Genomic DNA, 21,993 nt, shown 5'->3' with positions numbered 1-21,993 from the left:
CACTTAGTGAGAACCCCCTCTCCTTGCTTAATGCATTATTTTAAATACGTAACCAATACCATCCCTAAATTAAGTAGTTATTTAATAAATACAAATACTCGCGGGGTTTAATAAAGCTTTAGCGGAAGAATATTAAAGTGTAGATTTTAAAATAGCCCGATTTAAAGGCTTTACGGTTCTATCGGTATATAAATTGCTGTTACTAATGTTCTTACTTAAAGAGTTACACATAAATAACGCTGCCGTTATTTATAAAAAGGAGAACATTATGAGTAATAAACAGCTAATTACGACGATAGGTATAGGTCTGGCCGCTGCATCAGCAGGTATGTTAACAAGGAAAACTTTACAAAAATCGTGGGAAAAGGTTACCAACGAACCAGCACCAAAGGATAGACCAAGCGAAGAAACAGATCTTAAAGAGGCCGTTACATGGGCTGTAGTCTCAGGTATTGGTGCGGGTGTTGCAAGAATGGCCGTACGCTACGTACTAGACAAGCGCCGCTCCAAATAAACCCACCCAATTAATACCTCTTATAATTATTAAGCGTAATGTGGTGAGGCGCTAAAGGCGCCTTGCGACAACCACTCCCCAGTTGTCGCAAGCAACTTGGCAAAACCCTAGTTACTTAACTATTGAGTTAAAAAACACATTAATATCCAAATCGGGGTTCAGTGATGAAACTTAAAAAGTCGGATGGCACGGCTGCGCCGCTTATCCGACCTACGTAGGTTGGAAAAGCCAAAGGCGCCTTCCAACAGGGCCTCCTAGATTTTAAGCAGATACACTCTATTAAACATTAACTCTCTTTCAAAGTTGTTGCTTACCTACAAGCTTGCGTATAATGCCCGCATTCCGGCTGCATTTTTTAGCCGCTAACTTGGATTTTAATAATGAAAAAACTCTCTGCAGTGCAAATAAAGCAGCAAGCACTTGTACTTAATACTGCTGAAAAATTAGAAGAACAAGGCCGCGCTGAGCTCCCAGGCATGCTGCAATGCTGGTTTGATGTGGAATACCACTTATTTCCAAGTACACTACTGCTGTGCTTTCAGTTTGAAAACGAGCAAGCCTTAGCGGCCGCAGAGCCTGACTTATTAAAGTGGCAAAAACGCTTAAGCGGCGCAATGCTTAAAAAGGGCGTGATTTTAAAAGATATGCGTAAACATTTAAAATTTACGCTCAAAGGGCCTGATGAATAAAGCGAAGGTGTTCAAAGGTTACTTCGGGCTAACGCCATAAAAAAGCCGTTGCATTGCTGCAACGGCTTTTTACTTTTATTAGAGCTTAAAGTAGTACCTATAAAGATCAATTTTTGACTCAGGGATTTTTATTAGCCGATGATACTAATTGGCCGTTAAACAATACTAATGCACGGCAAAAGCAAATATCAGTCGATTCAACGTTAATTGGTTGCTCTAAGTTAGCAATAGTAGGATAGTAAATTACATATAAAACAATAGCCTTATATTAGGAATATTATGATCAAAGTATTATTAGCGACCAGCTTAATTGCCTCTTCATTCGCTGCTTTAAGTAATCCTTTAACTGTTGAAGAACAGCGTATCAACAAAGCACAATCAGCAATGCCAAATGTTTTAAATGCATTTACCCCACAAGTATCAAGTTTTGAGCAACAATTTAAAGAATTAAACGACTTTAAAAGTGCAAAAGCATTAGTACAAAGCTTTAGCTTTGAACTGTGGGAAAACGCAAAACAACGCATAGTAAAAACCAATAACTACGACGATCGAGAGCTTTACTGGGCGCGCCTGCTTTCAAGCAAAGTAATACGCACAACATCGCCTAAATTTTCAATTACGCAGGCTCAACTAAATACTTTACTAACCATACTTGAGGAAGGCAGCAGAGGCCGTACCGACCTTGCTTTTTCATCAGGCAGCACTAAAAAAATATTACTTACAGGCTTTGACCCATTTTTACTCGATAGAAACATAAACCAAAGTAACCCCTCTGGTGTTGCGGCGTTATTGCTCGACGGCCAAGTTATTAATTACAACGGCGTGAGCGCAGAAATTAACACTGTTATGGTACCTGTACGCTATGAAGATTTTGATCAAGGCATAATAGAATCCTTACTTGCCCCTTACTACGCACTTAATAATGTAGACATGGTAGTAACCGTAAGTATGGGCAGAACAGAATTTGATTTAGAGCACTTTCCGGGTAAACGTCGCAGTGTAACTGCCCCCGATAATGCCAATATTGTGTATGGCGGAACGCAAACAAACCCAGTAATACCAAAACTTAATGGCCGACCACTTCCAGGCAACGAGTTTGTAAAATTTAGCTTGCCTGTAAGTTACATGCAACAAGCTAAAGGCCCTTATAAAGTTATCGACAATCACGAAGTCACCACGCTTGAAAAAACCTATAAAGCCGGTTCGTACGGCGAGCTTAAAAATAGTATTGCGGTAAATGGCGGCGGCGGTGGTTACCTGTCTAACGAAATATCGTACCGAAGTATTCGCCTGCGCGATGCGCTTAATTCAAGTATACCTACAGGGCACATTCATACCCCACGTATACAACAATTCGAACCTGAAACAGAAGCTAAAATAGTAAAACAAATAAAGGCAATGCTAGAGCAAAGCTTAGTAGCGCTATAGTTTATAACAACCAATTTAAGCGCATAAAAAAGGGCAATAATATTGCCTTTTTTTATGCCCTCTGCCACGGTCAATCACATGATAAACGCATTCTTAAACTCTATCCGCCGTGGTCTAGACACAGTAATTAACTCGATGAGCAATAAACTAAAAACCTAGGTACTTGATGTGTAATAAAAATCTAGTGCCTCTGGTTTTTACAATTAACTGAGGGCTTAATTAGCTCTTAATTTATTTAATGCTATTCCAGATAGGTAACGTTTTCCAATTTTCAGGGAAGCCCATTTCGGTTACGTCAATATTATACACCTCAATCAAGCTAGCTAACTTTTGTTTCCAATGGTGATTAGGGCTAGTTAAATCCATAAAATAAGCACACATAACGAGTGTGTTGTATAACTGCTTAGTTGTATCGCTAAAGCTATTAAGTAAAACACTGTCGCCATTTGTTGGCAGCTTCATGGTAAATGTAAAATCTCGGTTGTATAAGCGACTATGATGGGCACAGATATTACGCACCGTAGTTATGTGGTGTAAAAAAGATGAAAGTATTGTTTCTTTTACTTTATATGAATCTGCAATATCATTTTTTAGCGCTCGGCGTCCTATTGCATCATAGCTTCTTGAAAGCCAGCCGAAGCTCATTACTTCAGCAATAATCCAAATAGCGGGTGTTTCTTCATTATATTTGTAATTTTGCTTTTTTATATTTGTATCTGACGTTCGTTGAATTTCAGCACAAATATTACTAACAAAGTCGTTATGATTAAATTTAGAAGAAAATGCAGTAGAATCTAAATGTGCATGTGAACCATGCTTTTTTGCTAAATGATATGCCCACTGAGTTCGCAGAGATACTTCAATCCGCTCAATGGCATCAAGTAATAACAACCTTAGCTCTCTATCGAAAGAATACAGATTTAACACTTGCTCAAACGTAGTACCAGACTTAAAAGTATGATTTTGATGATCTTCAATAAACGACCACCAATAAGTGCCTAGCCTGTAATAATTAATATGGCTAAGATAAAAGGCTGCTGATTCTTTATCATTAATTACTAGCCCGCGCTCTTCTAGTAAGTCGACTTGCTGCGCAAATGTTATGGGGGCTTTAGGGAACTGCATGAAGGCTAAATCCTTTTACCATGCTATAGAAATAATTAACCCCTCGCAGGGCGCTGAGCTTACGGGTAGCGGGAGGGGTGTTGTTACGCGTAATTATAGAGCTTAAAAGTATAATTTCAAGATATTTGTAGCTTATCCAGATATAGGTACTAAGCGATGAGTGAGGCCAACCATAGTGTATATTGATAGCAATCGATGTAATTGCTAGGTACGTAGCCATATTTTTAATTGAGTTTAATAATAAGAGCACTTTTTTTGAATAAAAAGATCAAAAAACACAGCTGCCTGCTTGACCGGAACTTTCAAATGGGTGACTACTTTAATCTCCTGCTTTTGAAAATTATATTGCTATTAGTCTTCAGTATTTATTGATATTCTTTTTTTAGGAACTATTTTTTATAAAGGATAAGGAATGTCGATAAAAACTGTAATTGATTGGATTAACGCTGAAGGTAAGCCTTTGTGGTGGCGAGCAGCAGTTAAAGATATTTTAGACAATGGAACTTTGACTGGACAGCACAGAAATGTGTTATTAGAGTTAGCTAAAACAGAGCATTTAGTTAATCCTCCAGACGTTCTCTTTGCAACTAAAACATCTCTTGTATCAGATGTTGGATATAACGTTGAAAGCGAGCCTGTACGTTTGCTAGGTATCTCCAACACTTCTAATGTTGCATCACTGGTGCAAAACCAAAATTTAGCATTTGACGCACAAACTAACTTAATTGTTGTTTATGGCAATAATGGCTCAGGTAAATCCAGTTATGCCAAAGTGTTAAAAAATGCATGTCTAACTAGAGGTGATGCCCCTGAAGTCATTTCTAATGTTTATGAAGATATAAAAGGAATACCAAGCTCAGAAATTAACATTCAGGTAAGCGATAAACCGCCCAAAGCAGATGTTTGGGTTAAAAATCAGGCATCATCACCTGAGCTGAAATCAATTCGAGTTTTTGATAGTAAATCGGCTAATCATTATCTAGCTAAAAAAGGTAATGTTGAATATAAGCCTGCGGCTCTAAAAGTGTTGGACGAGCTAATTCTAGTCTGTAATCACGTAGCTAAGGGTAGTATTACTAGCATTCGAACACTAGGGCAACAGGCTACTTTCCCTCAACTCCCGACAGGTTCTCGAAGTGCAATATTTCTTCAAAAAATCAATAAAGACACTACTGTTGAAGAGTTAGAGCAAAATTGTGCATCACAAGTTGAAGTAGATAGCCTAACCCAATTGAGAAAAGAGTTGGCTGAATTGCAGGGGAGTTCGCCTGAAGACCTACGTAAAAAATTTAAAGAGCAATATCAGCGACTTGATCCTCTAATAAATCACTTTGATAGGCTATTAAAGTCCACAAGTAATGAAGCTGTTTTAACTATTTCTAAGCTATTTGATGCCTATAAGACAACCGAAACAGCGGCAGAGGTCGCTAGACATCAAGCTTTAGGTGGATTGCCAGTTGAAGGTATTGGTTCGCAAGTATGGAAATCAATGTGGCAACATGTTGAAGAGTTTATTAAGCATAACGGGCAAGGTCAATCATTTCCACCTGTGGCTGGAGAAAGCTGCCCTACTTGTTTACAGCCGATAACAGAGACAACCGCCAAACAATTAGAGAAGTTTAATGATTACTTAAAAGACAAAACACAAAGTGAGGCAGATGCAGCTAAGAAAAATTTCGATCAAGCAGTTAACTGCTTAGGGAGGTTAAACTTTGACTTAACAGCGCATGAAGGAGTATTAAGTTGGATTGAAGGCTCCAAAAAAGAAGTTGCGGATAGCTTAAGAAACCTTAATGCTGATATTCAAAAAAGGGTCAATGGTATAATTAGTAAACCTGCTATTTTCCAGTTTAAAGAGTTAGTGCTTAATGGCTTAACTTGGTTGAAACTACAAAGTGAAAACTTTAAGAAAAAAGAACAAGAAGTAAAAGATGACGCAGCTAAACAAACCACAATAACTTTACTGATAAATAAAATATCTGACATAGAAAATCGCAGCCAAATAACGACAAATAAAGCTTTAATACAAAACGAAATTAAACGTTTAAAGCAATTGCACTTGTTAGAAAATTTAGGCCTAAGTGCCAAAATTTCTTCTATTACTAGAAAGGTAAACGAGATAGCAAAACAAGGTAGTGTTGGCAAACTACAAGAAACCTTTGTTCAGGAACTCAAAAAACTCAATTTCAAACACCTTGAAGTCCAAACTGCAACTAGCGGTAAAGCTGGCCAATCTATGCTAGAGATTAAATTAGCCAATAGCGAAGCAAAAATCCCTGAAATTGCCAGTGAAGGCGAGCAAAAGTGTATTGCACTAGCTGGCTTTATGGCTGAGCTAATAGTAGATAACCGTAAGTCTGCGATCGTGTTTGATGATCCCGTAAATTCGCTTGATCATCTATGGCGTGAAAAATTTGCAAATCGTATTGTTGAAGAGAGCAAGAATAGACAAGTAGTTGTATTAACCCACGATTTACCATTCTTAAAAATGCTTGAAGATGTGGCAAATCAACATCAGTTTCCTATTAGTATTAGTGCAATTCGAAGGCATGGTAAGTTAGCTGGATACCCTATGGTTGAACCACCTTGGGAAGCATTTAATACTAATAAGAGGATTAAAAAGCTGAAGACCCAATTACCTGAACTTAAAAATCAATTTAATAACCCAGATCAACAGCAATATATTTTATCTGCCAAATCTTTTTATGATCAAATGCGTAAAACGTGGGAAAGGTTAGTTGAAGAATGGTTATTAAAAGGTGTCGTTGAGCGTTTTAGTTATGGGGTAAAAACTCAGAATTTAAAATATATTGATACCATTGATGCTAATGACAACAAAATCATTAGCGATGCTTATGCAAAATGCTGCAAGCATGTTCATGACACTGCTAGTGCGTTTGGAGTTAGTTTCCCGGATTTTGATGAACTTGAAAGTGACCTTACAGGCTTAGAAAGTTACTTCAATGACCTAAAAAAGCGAAGAGAAAAACCGGTGCCATCAGGGACCTAAATTGAATTAAATTAATCACATGAATAAAGAGGGTCAGGTCTTGTATCTTGCCAAGTCCAAACACCAACCTCACGTTTAACATTCTTCCCCGTCATCACGCCATGAAAATAAGCAATTGATGAGTAATTCATTTCATGGATGAAATGAAAGCCATGCTTGCACATGGATGTGCTTTCATGGCGTTTACGCTCACATCAATTAATTATTTGAAGGATTAAGCGTGATGCTCGGGTGCGCTGAGAGTGTCCAGAGAGGGACCAGCGGCAGCCCCTCTTTGGCTGCTGTCGCCAGCGCGACAAAACCTTGAATAAGGTTTCTAATTTCTAGAAGCGTGAAACGCGAAACGTATTCACATTATCGGTGATAATAACCTCAACCACCTATTCAAATACTTATTCGGGCTACCGCCCGCGCGTCAGCAAGCTAAACGCCTACAACAAATAACACATACTCTTGGCTTTTAAGCGAGTAAGTATATTTGTGATTTGTTGGGTTTCGTTTCACTCAACCTAGAGGAAATACAGAGGGTCAGTCTTGCTTCTTGCCAAGACCAAACACCAACCTCACGTTTAACACCCTTCCCCGTCATCACGCCCTGAAAATAAGCAATTGATGAGTAATGCATTTCATGGATGAAATGAAAGCCATGCTTGCACATGGATGTGCTTTCATGGCGTTTACATTCACATCAATTGTGGTTTGAAGGAAATAGCGTGATGCTCGGGTGCGCTGAGAGTGTCCAGAGAGGGACCAGCGGCAGCCCCTCTTTGGCTGCCGTCGCCAGTGCGACAAAACCTTGAATAAGGTTTCTAATTTATAGAAATGCCCAACGTATTCGCGTTATCGGTAAATTCAAATACTTATTCGGGCTATCGGTAAATTCAAATACTTATTCGGGCTATCGCCCGCGCGTCAGCAAGCTGTACGCCTACAACTAATAACATATACTCTTGGTTTGTGAGCGAGTAAGTATAGTTGTGATTTGTTGGACTTCGTTTCACTCTACCCAGCCTATGCAACTTGTGTTGTAAGGCGAAAGTTAAGTGCTTTCATCACTTTAAAAATAGTTTCCCAACGTGGCTTGGTTTTACCGTTAACTGCTTTATATAAGCTTTCACGGTTTAACCCCGTTGCTTTAGCAATATCACTCACGCCATGTTTTTTAACTAATAAGCCAAGTGCTTCAATAAAGGTATTTGGATCGTCATCAGCTAAACACTCTTCTAAAAATGTATTAATTTCTTGCTGTGTTTCCATATAGTCAAACGGATTAAAATCTGATGTTTGTAGCGTCATAGTAATTACTCCAATTCTCTTAAAAGGGCTTTTGCTTTGGTAATGTCTTTACCTTGTGTACCTTTGTGGCCACCATTGAGTAGTAAAATAACTTCACCGCCTCTAATTATGTAATAAACACGATAGCCTTTCCCTACGAAAATTCGCATTTCAGATATGCCACCACCAACAGATTCGCTATCGCCAAAATTACCATTTATGGCACGTGTAATACGTTTAGCTATTGCCATAAAAGCTTGACGATCTTTGAGCTTTTTAAGCCATTTATCGAACTCGTCGGTTTTCTTAATACGATATTTCATAAAACAATTGTAGCCCAAAGGCTACATACGTGCAATTTTATTTAAGGGATACCGAATTTTGATTAACAATCAACGCGTCAGCAAGCTAAACGCCTACAATAAATAACACATACTCTTGGCTTTTGAGCGAGTAAGTATATTTGTGATTTGTTGGGTTTCGTTTCACTCTATCCAACCTACGTCCATATTATTTATGGCTTATCGCTACGCACAAAAAAGCCGTTGCATTGCTGCAACGGCTTTTATAATTTTGATAAATTCCCAAACTATAATGGGACTTAATACCCATTAAAGTTCAAAAATTAGTCTCAGCTCTTAATCACGGTATGTCTCAACCGCTGGGCATGAACATACTAAGTTACGGTCGCCGTATACGTCATCAATACGTGTAACTGTTGGCCAAAACTTGTTTTTAGCTACTGCAGGCACTGGGAATGCAGCATAAAAACGGTCGTATGCGCGGTCCCATTCGTTACCTAACACGTCGCCTTGTGTATGCGGTGCAAACACTAGCGGGTTGTTTTCGATTGACCATTCGCCAGAGATTACTTTTTCGATTTCGCCTTTAATTGACACCATTGCTTCGATAAAGCGGTCAATCTCACCTTTTGACTCAGACTCAGTTGGCTCAATCATTAATGTACCAGCGACTGGGAACGACATAGTGGGTGAGTGGAAGCCGTAGTCTTGCAAGCGCTTAGCTACGTCCATTTCAGTAATGCCTGATTGCTCTTTAAGCGGGCGTAGGTCAACAATACATTCGTGAGCAACACGGTTGTTACGACCACGGTATAAAATTGGGAAGTGCTTGCTTAGCTCATGCGTTAAGTAGTTAGCATTAACGATTGCCATTTCAGTGGCTTGTTTTAAGCCCTCGCTCCCCATCATGGTGATGTAAGCCCATGAAATAGGTAAAATAGCGGCTGAGCCATAAGGCGCTGCCGATACCGCACCGTTACCAATGCTAGTACCTGGTACGTTAATTACGCTGTGGTTTGGCATAAATGGCGCAAGATGCGATTTAACACCAATTGGGCCAACACCTGGACCACCGCCACCGTGTGGAATACAAAACGTTTTATGCAAGTTTAAGTGCGATACGTCTGAGCCAATAAAGCCTGGGCTTGTTACGCCAACTTGCGCGTTCATGTTTGCGCCGTCCATGTAAACTTGGCCGCCGTGCTCATGAATAATGTCACAAATTTCGCGAATTGTTTCTTCGTATACGCCGTGCGTAGACGGGTATGTGATCATAATGCACGATAAGTTTTCAGACACTTCTTCAGCTTTCGCTTTTAAATCTGCCATGTCTACGTTACCGTTTTTGTCGCAGTTAACCACGACAATTTTCATGCTCGCCATTTGCGCTGATGCAGGGTTAGTACCGTGCGCAGAGCTTGGGATTAAACATACATTACGGTGTGCATCCCCGCGTGACTCGTGGTATTTACGAATCGCGATTAAGCCTGCGTATTCACCTTGCGCACCAGAGTTTGGCTGAAGTGATACAGCATCGTAACCAGTAATGTTTACAAGCCAGTCGTGTAGCTCGCCAATCATTATTTGGTAACCTTCTGCTTGATCTAGCGGGCAGAATGGGTGAAGGTTTGCAAACTCAGGCCATGTAATTGGGATCATCTCAGCAGTCGCGTTTAGTTTCATGGTACATGAGCCTAACGAGATCATTGAGTGATTAAGCGATAAGTCTTTGCTTTCTAGTCGCTTAATGTAGCGAAGCATGTCTGTTTCGCTGTGATAGCTGTTAAAGTTTGGATGCGTTAGTACTTCGTCGTCACGTACTAAACTTGCAGGAATTGACTCGCTGCCATTTGCTTCAACGTCGGCTGCAATAGCGTCAACACTTAGCCCATGGCCTTCGCCTAAAATAATATCGAATAGCTCAGTAATATCGGCACGTGTTGTTGTCTCTGATACCGAAATTGAGTACTCGCCTTCGTGGTTTGTTGCAAAGTTTACGCCTTTTGCAATTGCACGCTCTGTTACGTCGTTTTTGCTGTCGCTTACTACTGTTAGCGTATCAAACCAAGTGCTGTGCTTAAGTGCGATGCCTTTAGCTTTTAAGCCAGCAGCTAAAATATCAGCAAAGCGATGTATACGCTGCGCGATAGTTTTTAAGCCTTGAGGGCCGTGGTACACCGCGTAAAACGCTGCCATGTTGGCAAGTAATACTTGCGCTGTACAAATGTTTGAGTTGGCTTTGTCGCGGCGAATGTGTTGTTCGCGCGTTTGCATTGCCATACGTAGTGCGTCGTTACCTAAGCGGTCTTTAGATACACCAATAATACGCCCTGGTAATGAACGTTTGTATGCGTCACGTGTTGCAAAAAATGCAGCATGTGGACCGCCGTAACCCATAGGTACGCCAAAACGTTGAGCCGAACCAAGTACTACGTCTGCGCCTAGTTTACCCGGTGCTTTTAATAGTAATAAACTCATTATGTCGGCAGCAACACAGGCAATGGCCTTTTTGCTTTGTACGCCAGCAATTAGGTCAGTTATGTCTACCACTTCGCCTGATGTAGATGGGTATTGGAATAATGCGCCAAAAATGTCATGGTTAACGGCATCTTCTGCTTTACCTACAATTATTTCAAAACCAAACTGCTCGGCACGCGTTGTTACTACGTCGATTGTTTGTGTGTGTACGTCGTCGGCGATAAAAAAGGCATTGGCTTTTTTAGCTTTTGATACGCGTTTTGCAAGGCCCATAGCCTCTGCAGCCGCTGTTGATTCGTCAAGCAGTGATGCGCTTGCTAAATCAAGACCGGTTAAATCTAGGGTCATAGTTTGGAAGTTTAATAATGATTCTAAACGCCCTTGTGCAATCTCTGGCTGATACGGTGTGTACGCTGTATACCAACCTGGATTTTCTAGTACGTTACGTAAAATTACGTGCGGTACGTTAGTTGGGTGGTAGCCTTGGCCAATGTACGATTTGAAAACTTTATTTTTGCTTGCTACTGATTTTAGGTAGCTTAGTGTTTCAACTTCAGTACGGCTTTCGCCAACTGTTAATGGCTGCTCTAAGCGAATGCTAGCAGGTACAGTTTGGTCGATCAGCTCTTGCACACTCGATACTTCTAAAGCACTTAGCATATCGCTTACTTGTGCTGGGCTTGGCCCAATATGGCGGCGAATAAAATCTTGCTTTTGCTCTAGTTCTTCAAGAGATTTGGCGTTTGACATGAATCCAGATTCCTATGATCCTAAATGCTAATGGGTAACTAGCATTAATTAAAATATTTGACGATTTAACAGTTCACTCAGTATGGGGTTGTGCGCTGTAAAATCATAAAAGCCCCATTTTTATACATTAAACGGGGCTTTTAGTTATCTACAAAAAATTATTATTCTTCGTCGATAGTGTGCGAGTAACCTTCAGCGTCTAATAAGTTGTCTAGCTCAGACTCGTCAGATGCTTTAATACGGAATAACCAACCGTCGCCGTAAGCGTCGCTGTTTACTGTTTCAGGTGAATCTTCAAGCTCTTCGTTAATAGCAACAATTTCGCCACTGATAGGTGCGTAAATGTCTGATGCTGCTTTAACCGACTCTGCTACTGCACAGTCTTCGCCAGCGTCTACTTCGTCGCCAACTTCTGGTAATTCAACAAATACCATGTCGCCAAGAAGTTCTTGTGCATGCTCAGAAATACCAACAGTAAATATACCGTCGCCTTCACTGCGAACCCACTCGTGTGAAGGTGCGTATTTTAACTCGCTAGGAATGTTGCTCATTTTATTTGTCCTTTGGTTTATATTGGGAGGATACCAATCGCAATAATTATTGTGATTGGTATAACCAAATTATTTAAATTATTGATTTACCGTTACGTACAAAGCTAGGCTTTACTACTTTAACGTTTACTAATTTTTTACGCATTTCTACTTGAGCTGTATCGCCTGTTGAACGTGGTACACGTGCAAGGGCTACACTAAAACCAAGTGTTGGTGAAAAAGTACCAGAAGTAATAATACCTATCCCACCGTCAACAATTACTTTAGAACCGCTACGCAAAACGCCTTTTTCTTCAAACACTAAGCCAACTAGTTTGTCAGTGCTTTTTTCTGCGCGTTGCTTAACAAGTACGTCACGGCCAATAAAGTCGCGATCTTCTGGTTCCCATGCAATGGTCCATGCCATGTTAGCTGCAAGTGGTGATACGCTTTCGTCCATATCTAGGCCGTAAAGGTTCATACCTGCTTCTAAACGTAGCGTGTCGCGTGCACCTAAACCAGCAGGCTTAACACCTGCGTCTAGCAGTTGTTGCCATAAATCGGCTGCTTGGTCGTTCGGTACTACTATTTCGTAACCGTCTTCGCCAGTATAACCCGTTGTGGCAATAAATAAATCACCTACTTGAACACCAAAAAACGGCTTCATACCTTCAACAGCTGCTTGTTGCTCAGCATTTAAAAGAGTGGCTGTTTTTGCTTTAGCGTTAGGGCCTTGTACTGCAATCATTGCAAACTCAGGGCGCTCTGTAACCGTTACGTCAAAGTCGCTTGATACGTTAGCCAAATGCGCTAGATCTTTTTCGCGCGTTGCTGAGTTAACAACTAGGCGGTAAAAGGTTTCACTAAAGAAATAAATAATTAAGTCGTCTATTACACCGCCTTGCTCGTTAAGCATGCCTGTGTAAAGCGCTTTACCTGGTACGGTTAATTTTGCAACGTCGTTAGCTACTAGCTTACGTAAAAATGCTTGTGCTTGAGGCCCTTTAATATCAACAATAGTCATGTGTGATACGTCAAACATACCTGCGTCGGTACGCACGCTATTGTGTTCTTCTATTTGTGAGCCGTAGTTGATTGGCATTTCCCAGCCATGAAAATCAACCATTTTAGCGCCCGCTTCTAGGTGCTTAGCATGTAGTACAGTTTTAGAAGTCATAACATTCCTTCACGTTTAAATTAACCCTGTTTAGGGCGTGGCTTAAATAGACTTTAATTGCTTAATTGCAATTAAAAACAGGTAAACATTGTTATGTTCACCTGTTGTTTGTATTCGTTATGCGGCTTCACTATGCATAAGTGCAAAACCTTGCGCTTGCATGTAGCTTTGCCATTTTTGTAGCTCTGGCGTTTTTGCTATAAGCACAAAGTGTTGTTCGTCGTTTTTATCAATGGCGGTAATAAATACATCACCACTTTGCGCACCGTAGCATAGTTGCGCGTCAGAAAGGCGCAAACCGGGTGTTAATTTAAAAGCATTTACTAGAGTATCAAACGCGTTGTCGCCACTTAAAATAAAGCTTGCTAGGTCGGTGCGTACTACATAATCAATATCAAAACGTAGCTGTTGCTCGTTTATAAGTGCTTGTAGTTGAAGGCTTGCGTTGTGTGGCAGTACAAATCTAAAGGCGGTTTCGCTAAAGTAATAAACAGCAAAGCTGTAGTCAGAATTATAGTCGCCATCAAGCGTGCCTTTTAAGCCTAAACCGCTGGCGGTAAGCTTAGTTAAATCGAGCCCTAAAATAGTGCTTAAAAATACACTGGTTTCGGTGCCGCTAAAATCCATTACAACGTGATTGTTGTTAGTTTGCAAAGCGTTAGTAACCGCACTACTTGCGTTGCTGTGGCGGGCAAACATTATTGGGTTAAAAGTCATAACAAACACCTGTGTATTTTCGATTACAAAAGTATATTGCCCACGCCTACCAACAACAAATTGTAATTTTTTATCAATTGATAAATAATACTTATATATATAGCTATATAAATTGTAATTTTAAATATGAAAAACATATCAACAGACGGTTTACGTACTTTTGTAATGGTAGTTGAAATAGGTGGCTTTGCTAAAGCAGGCGATTTACTTGGCTTGTCGCAACCTGCTGTCAGTTTGCAAATAAAGCGCTTAGAAGACGTGCTTGGCTATAAACTATTTAAAAAACAAGGACAGCGCCAAGTATTAAACCAGTACGGCGAGCTATTATTGCCTATGGCAAAACAAATGATGCAACACAACGATGCTATTTTGCAGCAGTTCACATCAGAAAACATCGCAGGTAAAGTGCGCTTGGGTATTCCGAGCGAATTTGCAGCGCGTATTTTACCTTCAATTATTGGCGACTTTGTGGCGCTCTACCCTGAGGTGTCGTTAGAAGTTAAGTCGCGTTTAAGTAAACATTTACTTTCGGCTTCTCGCCAAGATCAGTTCGATTTAGTACTTGCGCTAAATGAGCGACTTAACTCTGATAAGTTTCCTATTTTTATGCAAGACGAACTGGTGTGGGTGGGCGACCTATCACTTGCGCAAAACGATGTAGTTACGCTAGTTACCGCACCAGAGGGATGTATTTATCGTCGCCGTGCAATTGATGCATTAAAAAGTGCGGGCATAAAATACCGTATCGTATACAGCAACGCCGATTTAACCGGCCTTATTGCGGCATTAAAAGAAGGCTTAGGCATTACGGTACTTGCTAAAAGCACAGTACCTAGCGAGCTTAATTATCAAGTTCAAACCAAACATTTACCCACTCTTGGCAATATTGGTATTAGTTTAATTAAAAGCTCGGGCGAATCGGATCATGCTGTAGATAAACTCGCGGAGTTTATAGCGCTACGCTTAGGTTATAGCTAATCAAAACTTTATAACTAGTTTATAAGTTATGAAGCAATACAAAAGAAACAATTTAGTTAACAAAGTTGCATAAGTAGGTGCTTTTAGTTCTATTAAACTGAATAATTAAATACTTAATAACATTGATTCGTATTCGTTAACGTGTTCAAATTACGCCAATTTAGATAATTGACATGATTAGGAACACAATGAACCCTAAGTTTTTAGTATCTACCCTGGCAACTGCGGTTGCTTTGTCTTTTAGTGCTACTGCAATAGCAAAAGACACCAGCAATAAAGAACAACGCTTTGAACAAATTACCGTTATTGGCTCAGAACAAGCAATTAACGATATTCCTGGTTCGGCTACGTTTATTTCTGATGAAGAACTTCAAAAATTCAAATTTACTGATATTTCTCGCGTTTTAGCGTCTGTTCCGGGCGTTTACGTGCAAGAAGAAGACGGCTACGGCCTTCGCCCTAATATTGGTATGCGCGGTACAGGTACTGGCCGTAACGATAAAATATCGGTAATGGAAGACGGTGTATTAGTTGCACCAGCACCCTATTCAGCACCTTCTGCTTACTACTTCCCTACTATGGGTCGTATGGAGTCTATTGAAGTATTAAAAGGCGCGGCATCAGTTAAGTACGGCCCGCGTACTACGGGTGGTGTTTTAAACTTGCTTTCGCGCAGCTTGCCTACTGAGCCAAATAGCTCAAAAGGTATGGTAGATGCAGCCCTTGGTAGCGACGGTTACTACAAAGGTCACGCTTACTTCGGTAAAGAAAAAAACAACACAGCAGGCTTAATTGAAGTATTTACTTACGGCGCAGACGGCTTTAAAGAGCTGCCAGTAGGCGATGACAACACCGGCTTTGAAAAAACAGATTTACTATTAAAGTTTGGCCACACGTTTGGTCAAAACGATGCGCATAATCTTGAGCTGAAAATTAAGTACTCTGACGAAACATCAGACGAAACATACATGGGCTTAACTGACGAAGACTATCAAGAAAGTCCTTACCGTCGTTATGCTGCATCGCAAAACGATGAAATGAATACTCGCCACAATGCATACCAACTTAACTACGCGTACCGTTTTGGTGATGGCTATGAGTTTTTAGCTACGGCTTACTTAAACGATTTTCATCGTAACTGGTATAAAGCCAGCAAAGTAAGCGAAAGCTACCTTGAACAATACAGTGAATTTGAAGCAAACCCGACAAGCGAAGGCATTGAAGGTATTGGTATTAAAGCTAATAACCGCGATTACCAAGCTAAAGGTATTCAGTCTGAATTACATATTCCTGCAGGCGATCACTATGTGACTGTTGGTGTGCGTTACCACGAAGACGAAATGGATCGTTTTCAATGGGAAGACAAATACACACTTAATCAAGACCTAAGCTTAACGCTTACGGAGCAAGGCATTCCAGGCTCTGACAGCAACCGTGTAGATAGCGCAGAAGCAAGTACTTTGTTTATTCAAGACGAGTGGACAATTGACGCATTAGTAGTAAGTGCAGGTCTTCGTTATGAAGACATTACTATTACACGTGAAGAGTGGTCTAAAACTGATCCAACACGCAGCAACGGTTTAACTAAAGATGTGTCGAACGATACAGAAATTTTAGTGCCATCGTTAGGTGCTACTTACACACTTAACGAAAACGTGACATTTCTTGCCGGTATTCAAAAAGGGTATGCTCCAGCAGCTCCTGGTAATGCTGACCAAGAAGAAGAAGAAAGTGTAAACATTGAGTTTGGCTCTCGCTTTAATATGGATGGCTTTAGCGGTGAAGTAATTGCGTTTTACTCTGACTACGACAACATGCATGGTAACTGTACTGCGGCTGTTGGTTGTAGCGATGAGAACATTGGCGACCAATACAACTACGGTGAAGTAGAAGTAGCGGGTTTTGAATTTAGTGCAGCACGTACTTTTGCAACTGATACAGCAATGTTCCCAGTTAAATTAACGTACACCTACACAGACTCTGAGTTTAAAAACGATTTTGATTCAGAAATTTGGGGCGCGGTAGAAAAAGGCGATGCAATGCCTTACGTACCAGAAAACCAAGTAGCGTTATCGTTAGGTGCTGAGTTTTCTGCGTTTGTAGTTAACAGCCAAATACGTTACGTATCTGATGCGCATGCTAACTTAACTGAGTCGGGCTTAAACGCAATTGATAGCCGCGTAGTATGGGATTTAGCTGCTAAATACTTAATCGATGAAAATCAAAAAGTATACCTAAGCGTTGATAACTTGTTTGATAAAACATACGTTGCTAACCGTTCAAACGGTGGCATTCAACCAGGTAAGCCGCGTACTGTACAGATGGGCTACACTTACTCATTCTAAATTAAAAGCTGGTTAAACGGTTCACTAACTACGTTAATAATTTTTTATGTAAAAGCACTACACATCTAAATTATTGCCTTGTTATTAAACCGTTTACCAAAGCTTACAAAGTTAAAGCGTAAGTTACAGATACAAAAAAGCCGAGATTGAACTTCAATCTCGGCTTTTTTAATACTTAATTTAAATTAGGTATTATTAATTAGGTATTAGTTATTTGCGTTACGTTGGCGTAATACTTCAAACAAACAAATACCCGTGGCTACCGATACGTTTAAGCTTGAAACAGTACCCGCCATTGGGATTTTAACAAGCATATCGCAATGCTCACGCGTTAAGCGTCGCATGCCCTCGCCTTCTGCGCCCATAACAATCGCCATTGGGCCCGTTAAGCTTGCATCAAATACGTGGTTATCAGTTTCGCCAGCGGTGCCTACAACCCATACGCCTGCATCTTTAATTTCGCGAAGCGTACGTGCAAGGTTAGTCACTTGAATAAGCGGTACTGTTTCGGCTGCACCACAAGCAACTTTACGTGCTGTGCCGTTAAGCTTGGCAGAGCGATCTTTAGGTACAATTATAGCGTGAACACCAGCAGCGTCTGCACTACGTAGGCATGCGCCTAAGTTATGCGGATCGGTAATACCATCAAGCACAAGTAAAAACGGTGTGTCTTCACGAGCGATGATCGCATCAAGATCTTTTTCGTTAAACGTTGGCGCTGCTTTTACGTTGGCAATAATACCTTGATGCTGCTCACCCTTTGATTTGCTATCAAGGGCTTTACGCTGCATAAACTGTACTGAAATACCAAACTTACGTGCTTCATCAATAATCGGAGTTGAGCGTTTGTCGTCACGACCTTTAAGGGCGTAAATTTCTACAAAGCGCTCTGGCTCGCTTTCTAAAATTGCTTCAACAGAGTGAAAGCCAAAAATTAATTCATTACTCACGTATTATCTGCTCCTGGGCTAGTACTTTTACGGGCATTTTTGCCAGCTCTTTTAGGCTTTTTAACTGCCTTCTTCTTAGGCTTTTTCTTTACGGCAGTGTCTGCTGCTTTTTTATCTGCGGGTTTAGTTGCAGACTTATTTGCAGGCTTGCCTTTATCTTTATTTGCTGGCTTTTTTTTACCTTTTGGTTTGTCATCGCTGTGCGACTTTTTACCCGGTACTTTGCCTGCTTTTAATTGCGAACGCACACTTGCTGGCGCATGCTCAGATTTACCTGAACCTTTTTTTGGCGCACGACGACGTGAGTATCTGTCTTGTGCAACATCGCCTTTAAGCGTTAAGTTGATACGACGGTCGTCTAAACTAACCGACGCAACTTTTACTGTTACTTTATCGCCAAGGCGATAAACTTTGTGAGAGTGCTCACCTATTAGGGTGTGTTTTGCAGCATCATGCGCAAAAAACTCGTCGCCTAAATTAGTAACATGAATAAGCCCATCAATTTGTAAATCGTCTAAACGAATAAACAAACCAAAGTTAGTGACCGATGAAATAACACCGTCAAACTCGTCACCTACGTGATCTTGCATAAACTCACATTTAAGCCAATCGGCAACTTCGCGAGTTGCATCATCGGCGCGGCGCTCTGTGGTAGAACACTGCTCACCAAGTTGATCAACTTCGTCGTCGGTATAAGCGTATTCGCCAGACGTTTGCTGACCTTGTGCTTTTATTACTGCTTTAATAGCACGATGTACTACTAAATCTGGGTAACGACGTATTGGCGATGTAAAGTGCGCATAAGCCGATAACGCTAAACCAAAGTGACCAATGTTATCTGGCTGATATACAGCTTGTTTCATTGAACGCAGTAGCATAGTTTGAATAAGCTCGGCTTCTGGGCGGTCACCTAGTCGCGCTAATACTTGGGTTATTTCTTTTGGTGTTGGCTCGTCGCTTAATGTGCTTTCGATACCTAACTCGCCTAAAAACTTAGTAAAGTTACCTAGTTTTTCGCTGTCTGGTTCGTCATGCACGCGATAAAGCGCGCTTGCTTCGTGCTTTTCAAGAATTTTAGCCGCCGATACGTTGGCTAAAATCATACATTCTTCAATCAGTTTGTGCGCATCGTTACGAATAACAGGCACTATTGATTCTATTTTACGCTGAGCGTTAAATACAAAACGTGTTTCTAGGGTTTCAAACTCAATGGCACCACGGTCTTGGCGTGCTGCTTTAAGTGCCATATACATTTGCTGTAAGTCAGTTAAATGTGGCACTACGGCTGAGTATTCTTCGCGTAGTTTTTCGTCGTTTTGTAAAATGGCATTTACTTTGGTGTAAGTTAAACGTGCATGCGAGTTCATTATCGCTTCGTAAAACTTATAGCCCGAAAGTTTACCCGCGCTCGATACGGTCATTTCGGCAACCATACATAAGCGATCTACTTTTGGATTAAGCGAACATAATCCGTTAGAAAGCACTTTTGGTAGCATCGGAATTACTTGCTCAGGGAAATACACTGAGTTACCACGCAAAATTGCTTCTTTGTTAAGCGGCGTGTTCATTCCTACGTAATGCGATACATCGGCAATAGCAACCCATAAGCGCCAGCCACCCGATTTTTTAGGTTCACAGTACACGGCGTCATCAAAGTCGCGAGCGTCTTCGCCATCAATAGTTACAAGTGGTAAGTCACGTAAATCTACGCGGCCTTTTTTGTCAGCGTCTTCAACAAACTCACCTAGGTGAGCAACCTGTGCTTCAACTTCTTCAGGCCATACATGTGGAATATCGTGATTGCGCAGTGCGACTTCAATTTCCATACCTGGGGCTAAATGCTCACCAAGTACATCAATAATTTTACCTACCGCGTTCATGTTGCGGCTTGGATTTTGAGTGATTTTAACCTGCACCATTTGGTTATGGCGGGCACCGTTTTCGTTGCCTGGTAAAATCATTATATCTTGCGTTATGCGCGGGTCTTCAGCTACCACAACGGCAACACCATGCTCTACAAAGTAACGGCCAACAATTGGCGCGCGCTCGTTAGTAAGCACTTTTATAATACGTGCATCGCATTTTGAGCCAGAGCCACGTTTAGTGCCTTTAGCTAGTACAATGTCGCCATGTAACACCATATTCATTTGGTGCTTAGCAATAAACCAATCTTTACTCTCGCCTTCAACTTCTAAAAAGCCAAAACCGTCTCTGTGGCCTATTACTTTGCCTTTGGTTAAACCGGCTTCGTCAATTAGGGCATAGCATTTAAATTTATTAAAATACAGCTGTCCGTCACGCTCCATAGCGCGAAGGCGGCGTTTAAATGCTATTTGGCGTTCGTCATCATTTACTGCTAGTTCTTCACATAATTGCGCGTAGTTAGCAGGTTTTGAACGCTCTTGAAGGTGAGTAAGTATAAACTCACGACTAGGGACTGGGTTTTCGTACTTTTCTTGTTCTCGACTGAGATTTGGATCTTGGTTTGACATTCACTATCTTGTTAGTTGGTTATGTAGGTATTTTAACCCATATAGTTATAATGAGACAGGTAAAAGCGATTAAACTTTTAAGAAAGCACTTTTACCTTGCTGTTTATCTTGCTGTATAGTTTAAAAATCTAGCGCAATGGGGCTTAACGACCCCTTAACTGCAAAGTATTTAGTCATCTGGTAGCAATGCTAAAACCCTATCGCGCTGTTATAACCTGAGCTCTGGATAATAAATCTATCTCGAGCAGCTATATTCAGCGCTAACAGCGTTGAATATACTTGCAATAGGCCAGCTATTGACGCGTAAATTCGCCTTGTTTTCACTAAAAATCTCTGGCTAGAGAAAATAAATTTAAATATCACCATGATTCAATACGTTAGTAAATCTCTTAACCAGAGTTCATGTTATTTATTTTTTTGTAGGTTTTTCCAGAGCAGTTTGCTTATATTATCAATAAAGCTTGGGTCTTCTTCTTTCATTGTAAGCAAAATTTGCTTATTCATTTGTGATTTATTTTGAGCGTAAATCCAGCGGTTTTTATTAAACTGCTGGGCAAACTCAAGTACACCTGCTTGTAGTTCATCGTTATTTGCAAACACAGCTTCAACTACTTTGTTCTCTAGCAACTGCTGTGCACCAACACGCTCTCCTGACATAGCTAAACGATTAAAGAATGTTTGCGAAATAGCTTTATTAATTATAGGAAACATCGACGGTACAAACGGCACCATTACATCCACTTCAGGAAAACAAAAGAAGCCTTTATCTGACTTCATAAATCTAAAATCGCACGCACACGCAAGCACAGCACCATTGCCATAGGTATGCCCGTTTAACGCAGCAATAATAGGCATAGGAAAAGTAACTATGCGCTTAAACAAGTCACTTATTTGAATCATAAAGTCAGAAATAGCTGCAGGTAAAATACTTGGATTGGACATCCATTGAAGGTCGATGCCTAATGACCAGTTTTTGTCACTCGAGGACGTTAAAATAACTGACTTAATATTTTGATCTGCCTCAATGTGGTCAAGATGTAAATTAAACTCAGCCACAAACGCTGGATTGTGGCGGTTTTCAGCGGTATTCATAGTGAGTATTGCAGTACTATTTTTAGTTATTAGTTCTATTAGATTTGCCATTAAACCCTCTTTTAACGCTTTTTAAGCTAACTTTAAGCTAACTTTAAGCTAACTTTAAGCACTGTTCGTTACTTTTATAAGAAATACCAA

At 40.6% G+C, this 21,993-nt stretch carries 16 protein-coding genes; 6 read left to right on the top strand and 10 right to left on the bottom strand.

The window, feature by feature from the left end; all coding sequences use genetic code 11:
- Window positions 1-268: 268 nt before the first annotated feature.
- From I6F66_RS04325 to I6F66_RS04315, 3 genes are all read left to right on the top strand, one after another.
- Complete coding sequence (locus tag I6F66_RS04325) at window positions 269-514, top strand: DUF4235 domain-containing protein (RefSeq protein WP_002958040.1); 246 nt, start codon at window positions 269-271, stop codon at window positions 512-514.
- A gap of 380 nt (window positions 515-894) precedes the next feature.
- The gene (locus tag I6F66_RS04320) at window positions 895-1,203 is read left to right on the top strand and encodes a hypothetical protein (protein WP_182681743.1); all 309 of its coding nucleotides are present in this window, start codon (window positions 895-897) and stop codon (window positions 1,201-1,203) included.
- Between the two features lie 279 nt (window positions 1,204-1,482).
- On the top strand, window positions 1,483-2,631 hold the full coding sequence (locus I6F66_RS04315) for a hypothetical protein (protein WP_197208820.1): 1,149 nt from the start codon (window positions 1,483-1,485) through the stop codon (window positions 2,629-2,631).
- Between the two features lie 231 nt (window positions 2,632-2,862).
- Here I6F66_RS04315 and I6F66_RS04310 read toward each other — a convergent pair whose 3' ends face one another.
- Window positions 2,863-3,756: an Abi family protein gene (locus I6F66_RS04310; protein WP_197208819.1), complete on the bottom strand. Its 894-nt coding sequence runs from the start codon at window positions 3,754-3,756 to the stop codon at window positions 2,863-2,865.
- 412 nt (window positions 3,757-4,168) lie between these two features.
- Here I6F66_RS04310 and I6F66_RS04305 point away from each other — a divergent pair, with 412 nt between their 5' ends.
- Window positions 4,169-6,766 carry an AAA family ATPase gene (locus tag I6F66_RS04305; RefSeq protein ID WP_197208818.1) on the top strand — a complete coding sequence of 866 codons (2,598 nt, stop codon included), beginning with the start codon at window positions 4,169-4,171 and terminating at the stop codon, window positions 6,764-6,766.
- Window positions 6,767-7,777: 1,011 nt separating this feature from the next.
- Here the strand turns inward: I6F66_RS04305 and I6F66_RS04300 are convergent.
- The 6 genes from I6F66_RS04300 to I6F66_RS04275 form a co-directional block, all read right to left on the bottom strand.
- Complete coding sequence (locus I6F66_RS04300; protein ID WP_096793685.1) at window positions 7,778-8,062, bottom strand: addiction module antidote protein; 285 nt, start codon at window positions 8,060-8,062, stop codon at window positions 7,778-7,780.
- Between the two features lie 5 nt (window positions 8,063-8,067).
- A complete protein-coding gene (locus I6F66_RS04295) occupies window positions 8,068-8,364 on the bottom strand; it encodes a type II toxin-antitoxin system RelE/ParE family toxin (RefSeq protein WP_197208817.1) in 297 nt (98 codons plus the stop codon).
- Between the two features lie 315 nt (window positions 8,365-8,679).
- Window positions 8,680-11,571, bottom strand: a complete 2,892-nt coding sequence (gene gcvP / locus I6F66_RS04290; protein WP_197208816.1) for an aminomethyl-transferring glycine dehydrogenase — start codon at window positions 11,569-11,571, stop codon at window positions 8,680-8,682.
- Between the two features lie 161 nt (window positions 11,572-11,732).
- Window positions 11,733-12,122, bottom strand: coding sequence for a glycine cleavage system protein GcvH (gene gcvH / locus I6F66_RS04285; RefSeq protein WP_197208815.1), 390 nt, complete (start codon window positions 12,120-12,122; stop codon window positions 11,733-11,735).
- Between the two features lie 73 nt (window positions 12,123-12,195).
- Window positions 12,196-13,278: a glycine cleavage system aminomethyltransferase GcvT gene (gene gcvT, locus I6F66_RS04280; protein WP_007579945.1), complete on the bottom strand. Its 1,083-nt coding sequence runs from the start codon at window positions 13,276-13,278 to the stop codon at window positions 12,196-12,198.
- Between the two features lie 117 nt (window positions 13,279-13,395).
- Entirely contained in the window at window positions 13,396-13,995 is a 600-nt protein-coding gene (locus I6F66_RS04275; protein ID WP_197159609.1) for a hypothetical protein, read from the bottom strand.
- Between the two features lie 126 nt (window positions 13,996-14,121).
- Here I6F66_RS04275 and I6F66_RS04270 point away from each other — a divergent pair, with 126 nt between their 5' ends.
- Both I6F66_RS04270 and I6F66_RS04265 read left to right on the top strand, forming a co-directional pair.
- Complete coding sequence (locus I6F66_RS04270; RefSeq protein ID WP_007579940.1) at window positions 14,122-14,973, top strand: LysR family transcriptional regulator; 852 nt, start codon at window positions 14,122-14,124, stop codon at window positions 14,971-14,973.
- A 188-nt stretch (window positions 14,974-15,161) separates the two neighbouring features.
- Entirely contained in the window at window positions 15,162-17,318 is a 2,157-nt protein-coding gene (locus I6F66_RS04265; protein ID WP_197208814.1) for a TonB-dependent receptor, read from the top strand.
- 206 nt (window positions 17,319-17,524) lie between these two features.
- On the opposite strand, the gene rlmB is transcribed toward I6F66_RS04265, so the two are convergent.
- From rlmB to I6F66_RS04250, 3 genes are all read right to left on the bottom strand, one after another.
- Window positions 17,525-18,268, bottom strand: a complete 744-nt coding sequence (gene rlmB / locus I6F66_RS04260; RefSeq protein WP_007378377.1) for a 23S rRNA (guanosine(2251)-2'-O)-methyltransferase RlmB — start codon at window positions 18,266-18,268, stop codon at window positions 17,525-17,527.
- Window positions 18,265-20,760, bottom strand: a complete 2,496-nt coding sequence (rnr, locus tag I6F66_RS04255) for a ribonuclease R (protein ID WP_007579938.1) — start codon at window positions 20,758-20,760, stop codon at window positions 18,265-18,267. The genes rlmB and rnr overlap by 4 nt, the downstream gene beginning before the upstream one ends.
- A gap of 405 nt (window positions 20,761-21,165) precedes the next feature.
- Entirely contained in the window at window positions 21,166-21,903 is a 738-nt protein-coding gene (locus tag I6F66_RS04250) for an enoyl-CoA hydratase/isomerase family protein (RefSeq protein WP_197208813.1), read from the bottom strand.
- Window positions 21,904-21,993: the final 90 nt, after the last annotated feature.

The sequence above is a fragment of the Pseudoalteromonas sp. NZS100_1 genome, from assembly GCF_015864285.1.
Lineage (GTDB): Bacteria > Pseudomonadota > Gammaproteobacteria > Enterobacterales > Alteromonadaceae > Pseudoalteromonas > Pseudoalteromonas arctica.
This window is presented reverse-complemented; position numbering and strand designations above follow the sequence as displayed.

Excerpts from the sequence above, each read along its gene's own strand:
- gcvP (WP_197208816.1), bottom strand. The coding sequence starts at position 11,571 with ATGTCAAACGCCAAATCTCTTGAAGAACTAGAGCAAAAGCAAGATTTT.
- I6F66_RS04250 (WP_197208813.1), bottom strand. The coding sequence starts at position 21,903 with ATGGCAAATCTAATAGAACTAATAACTAAAAATAGTACTGCAATACTC.
- I6F66_RS04325 (WP_002958040.1), top strand. The coding sequence starts at position 269 with ATGAGTAATAAACAGCTAATTACGACGATAGGTATAGGTCTGGCCGCT.
- I6F66_RS04320 (WP_182681743.1), top strand. The coding sequence starts at position 895 with ATGAAAAAACTCTCTGCAGTGCAAATAAAGCAGCAAGCACTTGTACTT.
- I6F66_RS04315 (WP_197208820.1), top strand. The coding sequence starts at position 1,483 with ATGATCAAAGTATTATTAGCGACCAGCTTAATTGCCTCTTCATTCGCT.
- I6F66_RS04270 (WP_007579940.1), top strand. The coding sequence starts at position 14,122 with ATGAAAAACATATCAACAGACGGTTTACGTACTTTTGTAATGGTAGTT.
- I6F66_RS04265 (WP_197208814.1), top strand. The coding sequence starts at position 15,162 with ATGAACCCTAAGTTTTTAGTATCTACCCTGGCAACTGCGGTTGCTTTG.
- gcvT (WP_007579945.1), bottom strand. The coding sequence starts at position 13,278 with ATGACTTCTAAAACTGTACTACATGCTAAGCACCTAGAAGCGGGCGCT.
- I6F66_RS04310 (WP_197208819.1), bottom strand. The coding sequence starts at position 3,756 with ATGCAGTTCCCTAAAGCCCCCATAACATTTGCGCAGCAAGTCGACTTA.
- I6F66_RS04275 (WP_197159609.1), bottom strand. The coding sequence starts at position 13,995 with ATGACTTTTAACCCAATAATGTTTGCCCGCCACAGCAACGCAAGTAGT.
- gcvH (WP_197208815.1), bottom strand. The coding sequence starts at position 12,122 with ATGAGCAACATTCCTAGCGAGTTAAAATACGCACCTTCACACGAGTGG.
- I6F66_RS04300 (WP_096793685.1), bottom strand. The coding sequence starts at position 8,062 with ATGACGCTACAAACATCAGATTTTAATCCGTTTGACTATATGGAAACA.
- I6F66_RS04295 (WP_197208817.1), bottom strand. The coding sequence starts at position 8,364 with ATGAAATATCGTATTAAGAAAACCGACGAGTTCGATAAATGGCTTAAA.
- I6F66_RS04305 (WP_197208818.1), top strand. The coding sequence starts at position 4,169 with ATGTCGATAAAAACTGTAATTGATTGGATTAACGCTGAAGGTAAGCCT.
- rnr (WP_007579938.1), bottom strand. The coding sequence starts at position 20,760 with ATGTCAAACCAAGATCCAAATCTCAGTCGAGAACAAGAAAAGTACGAA.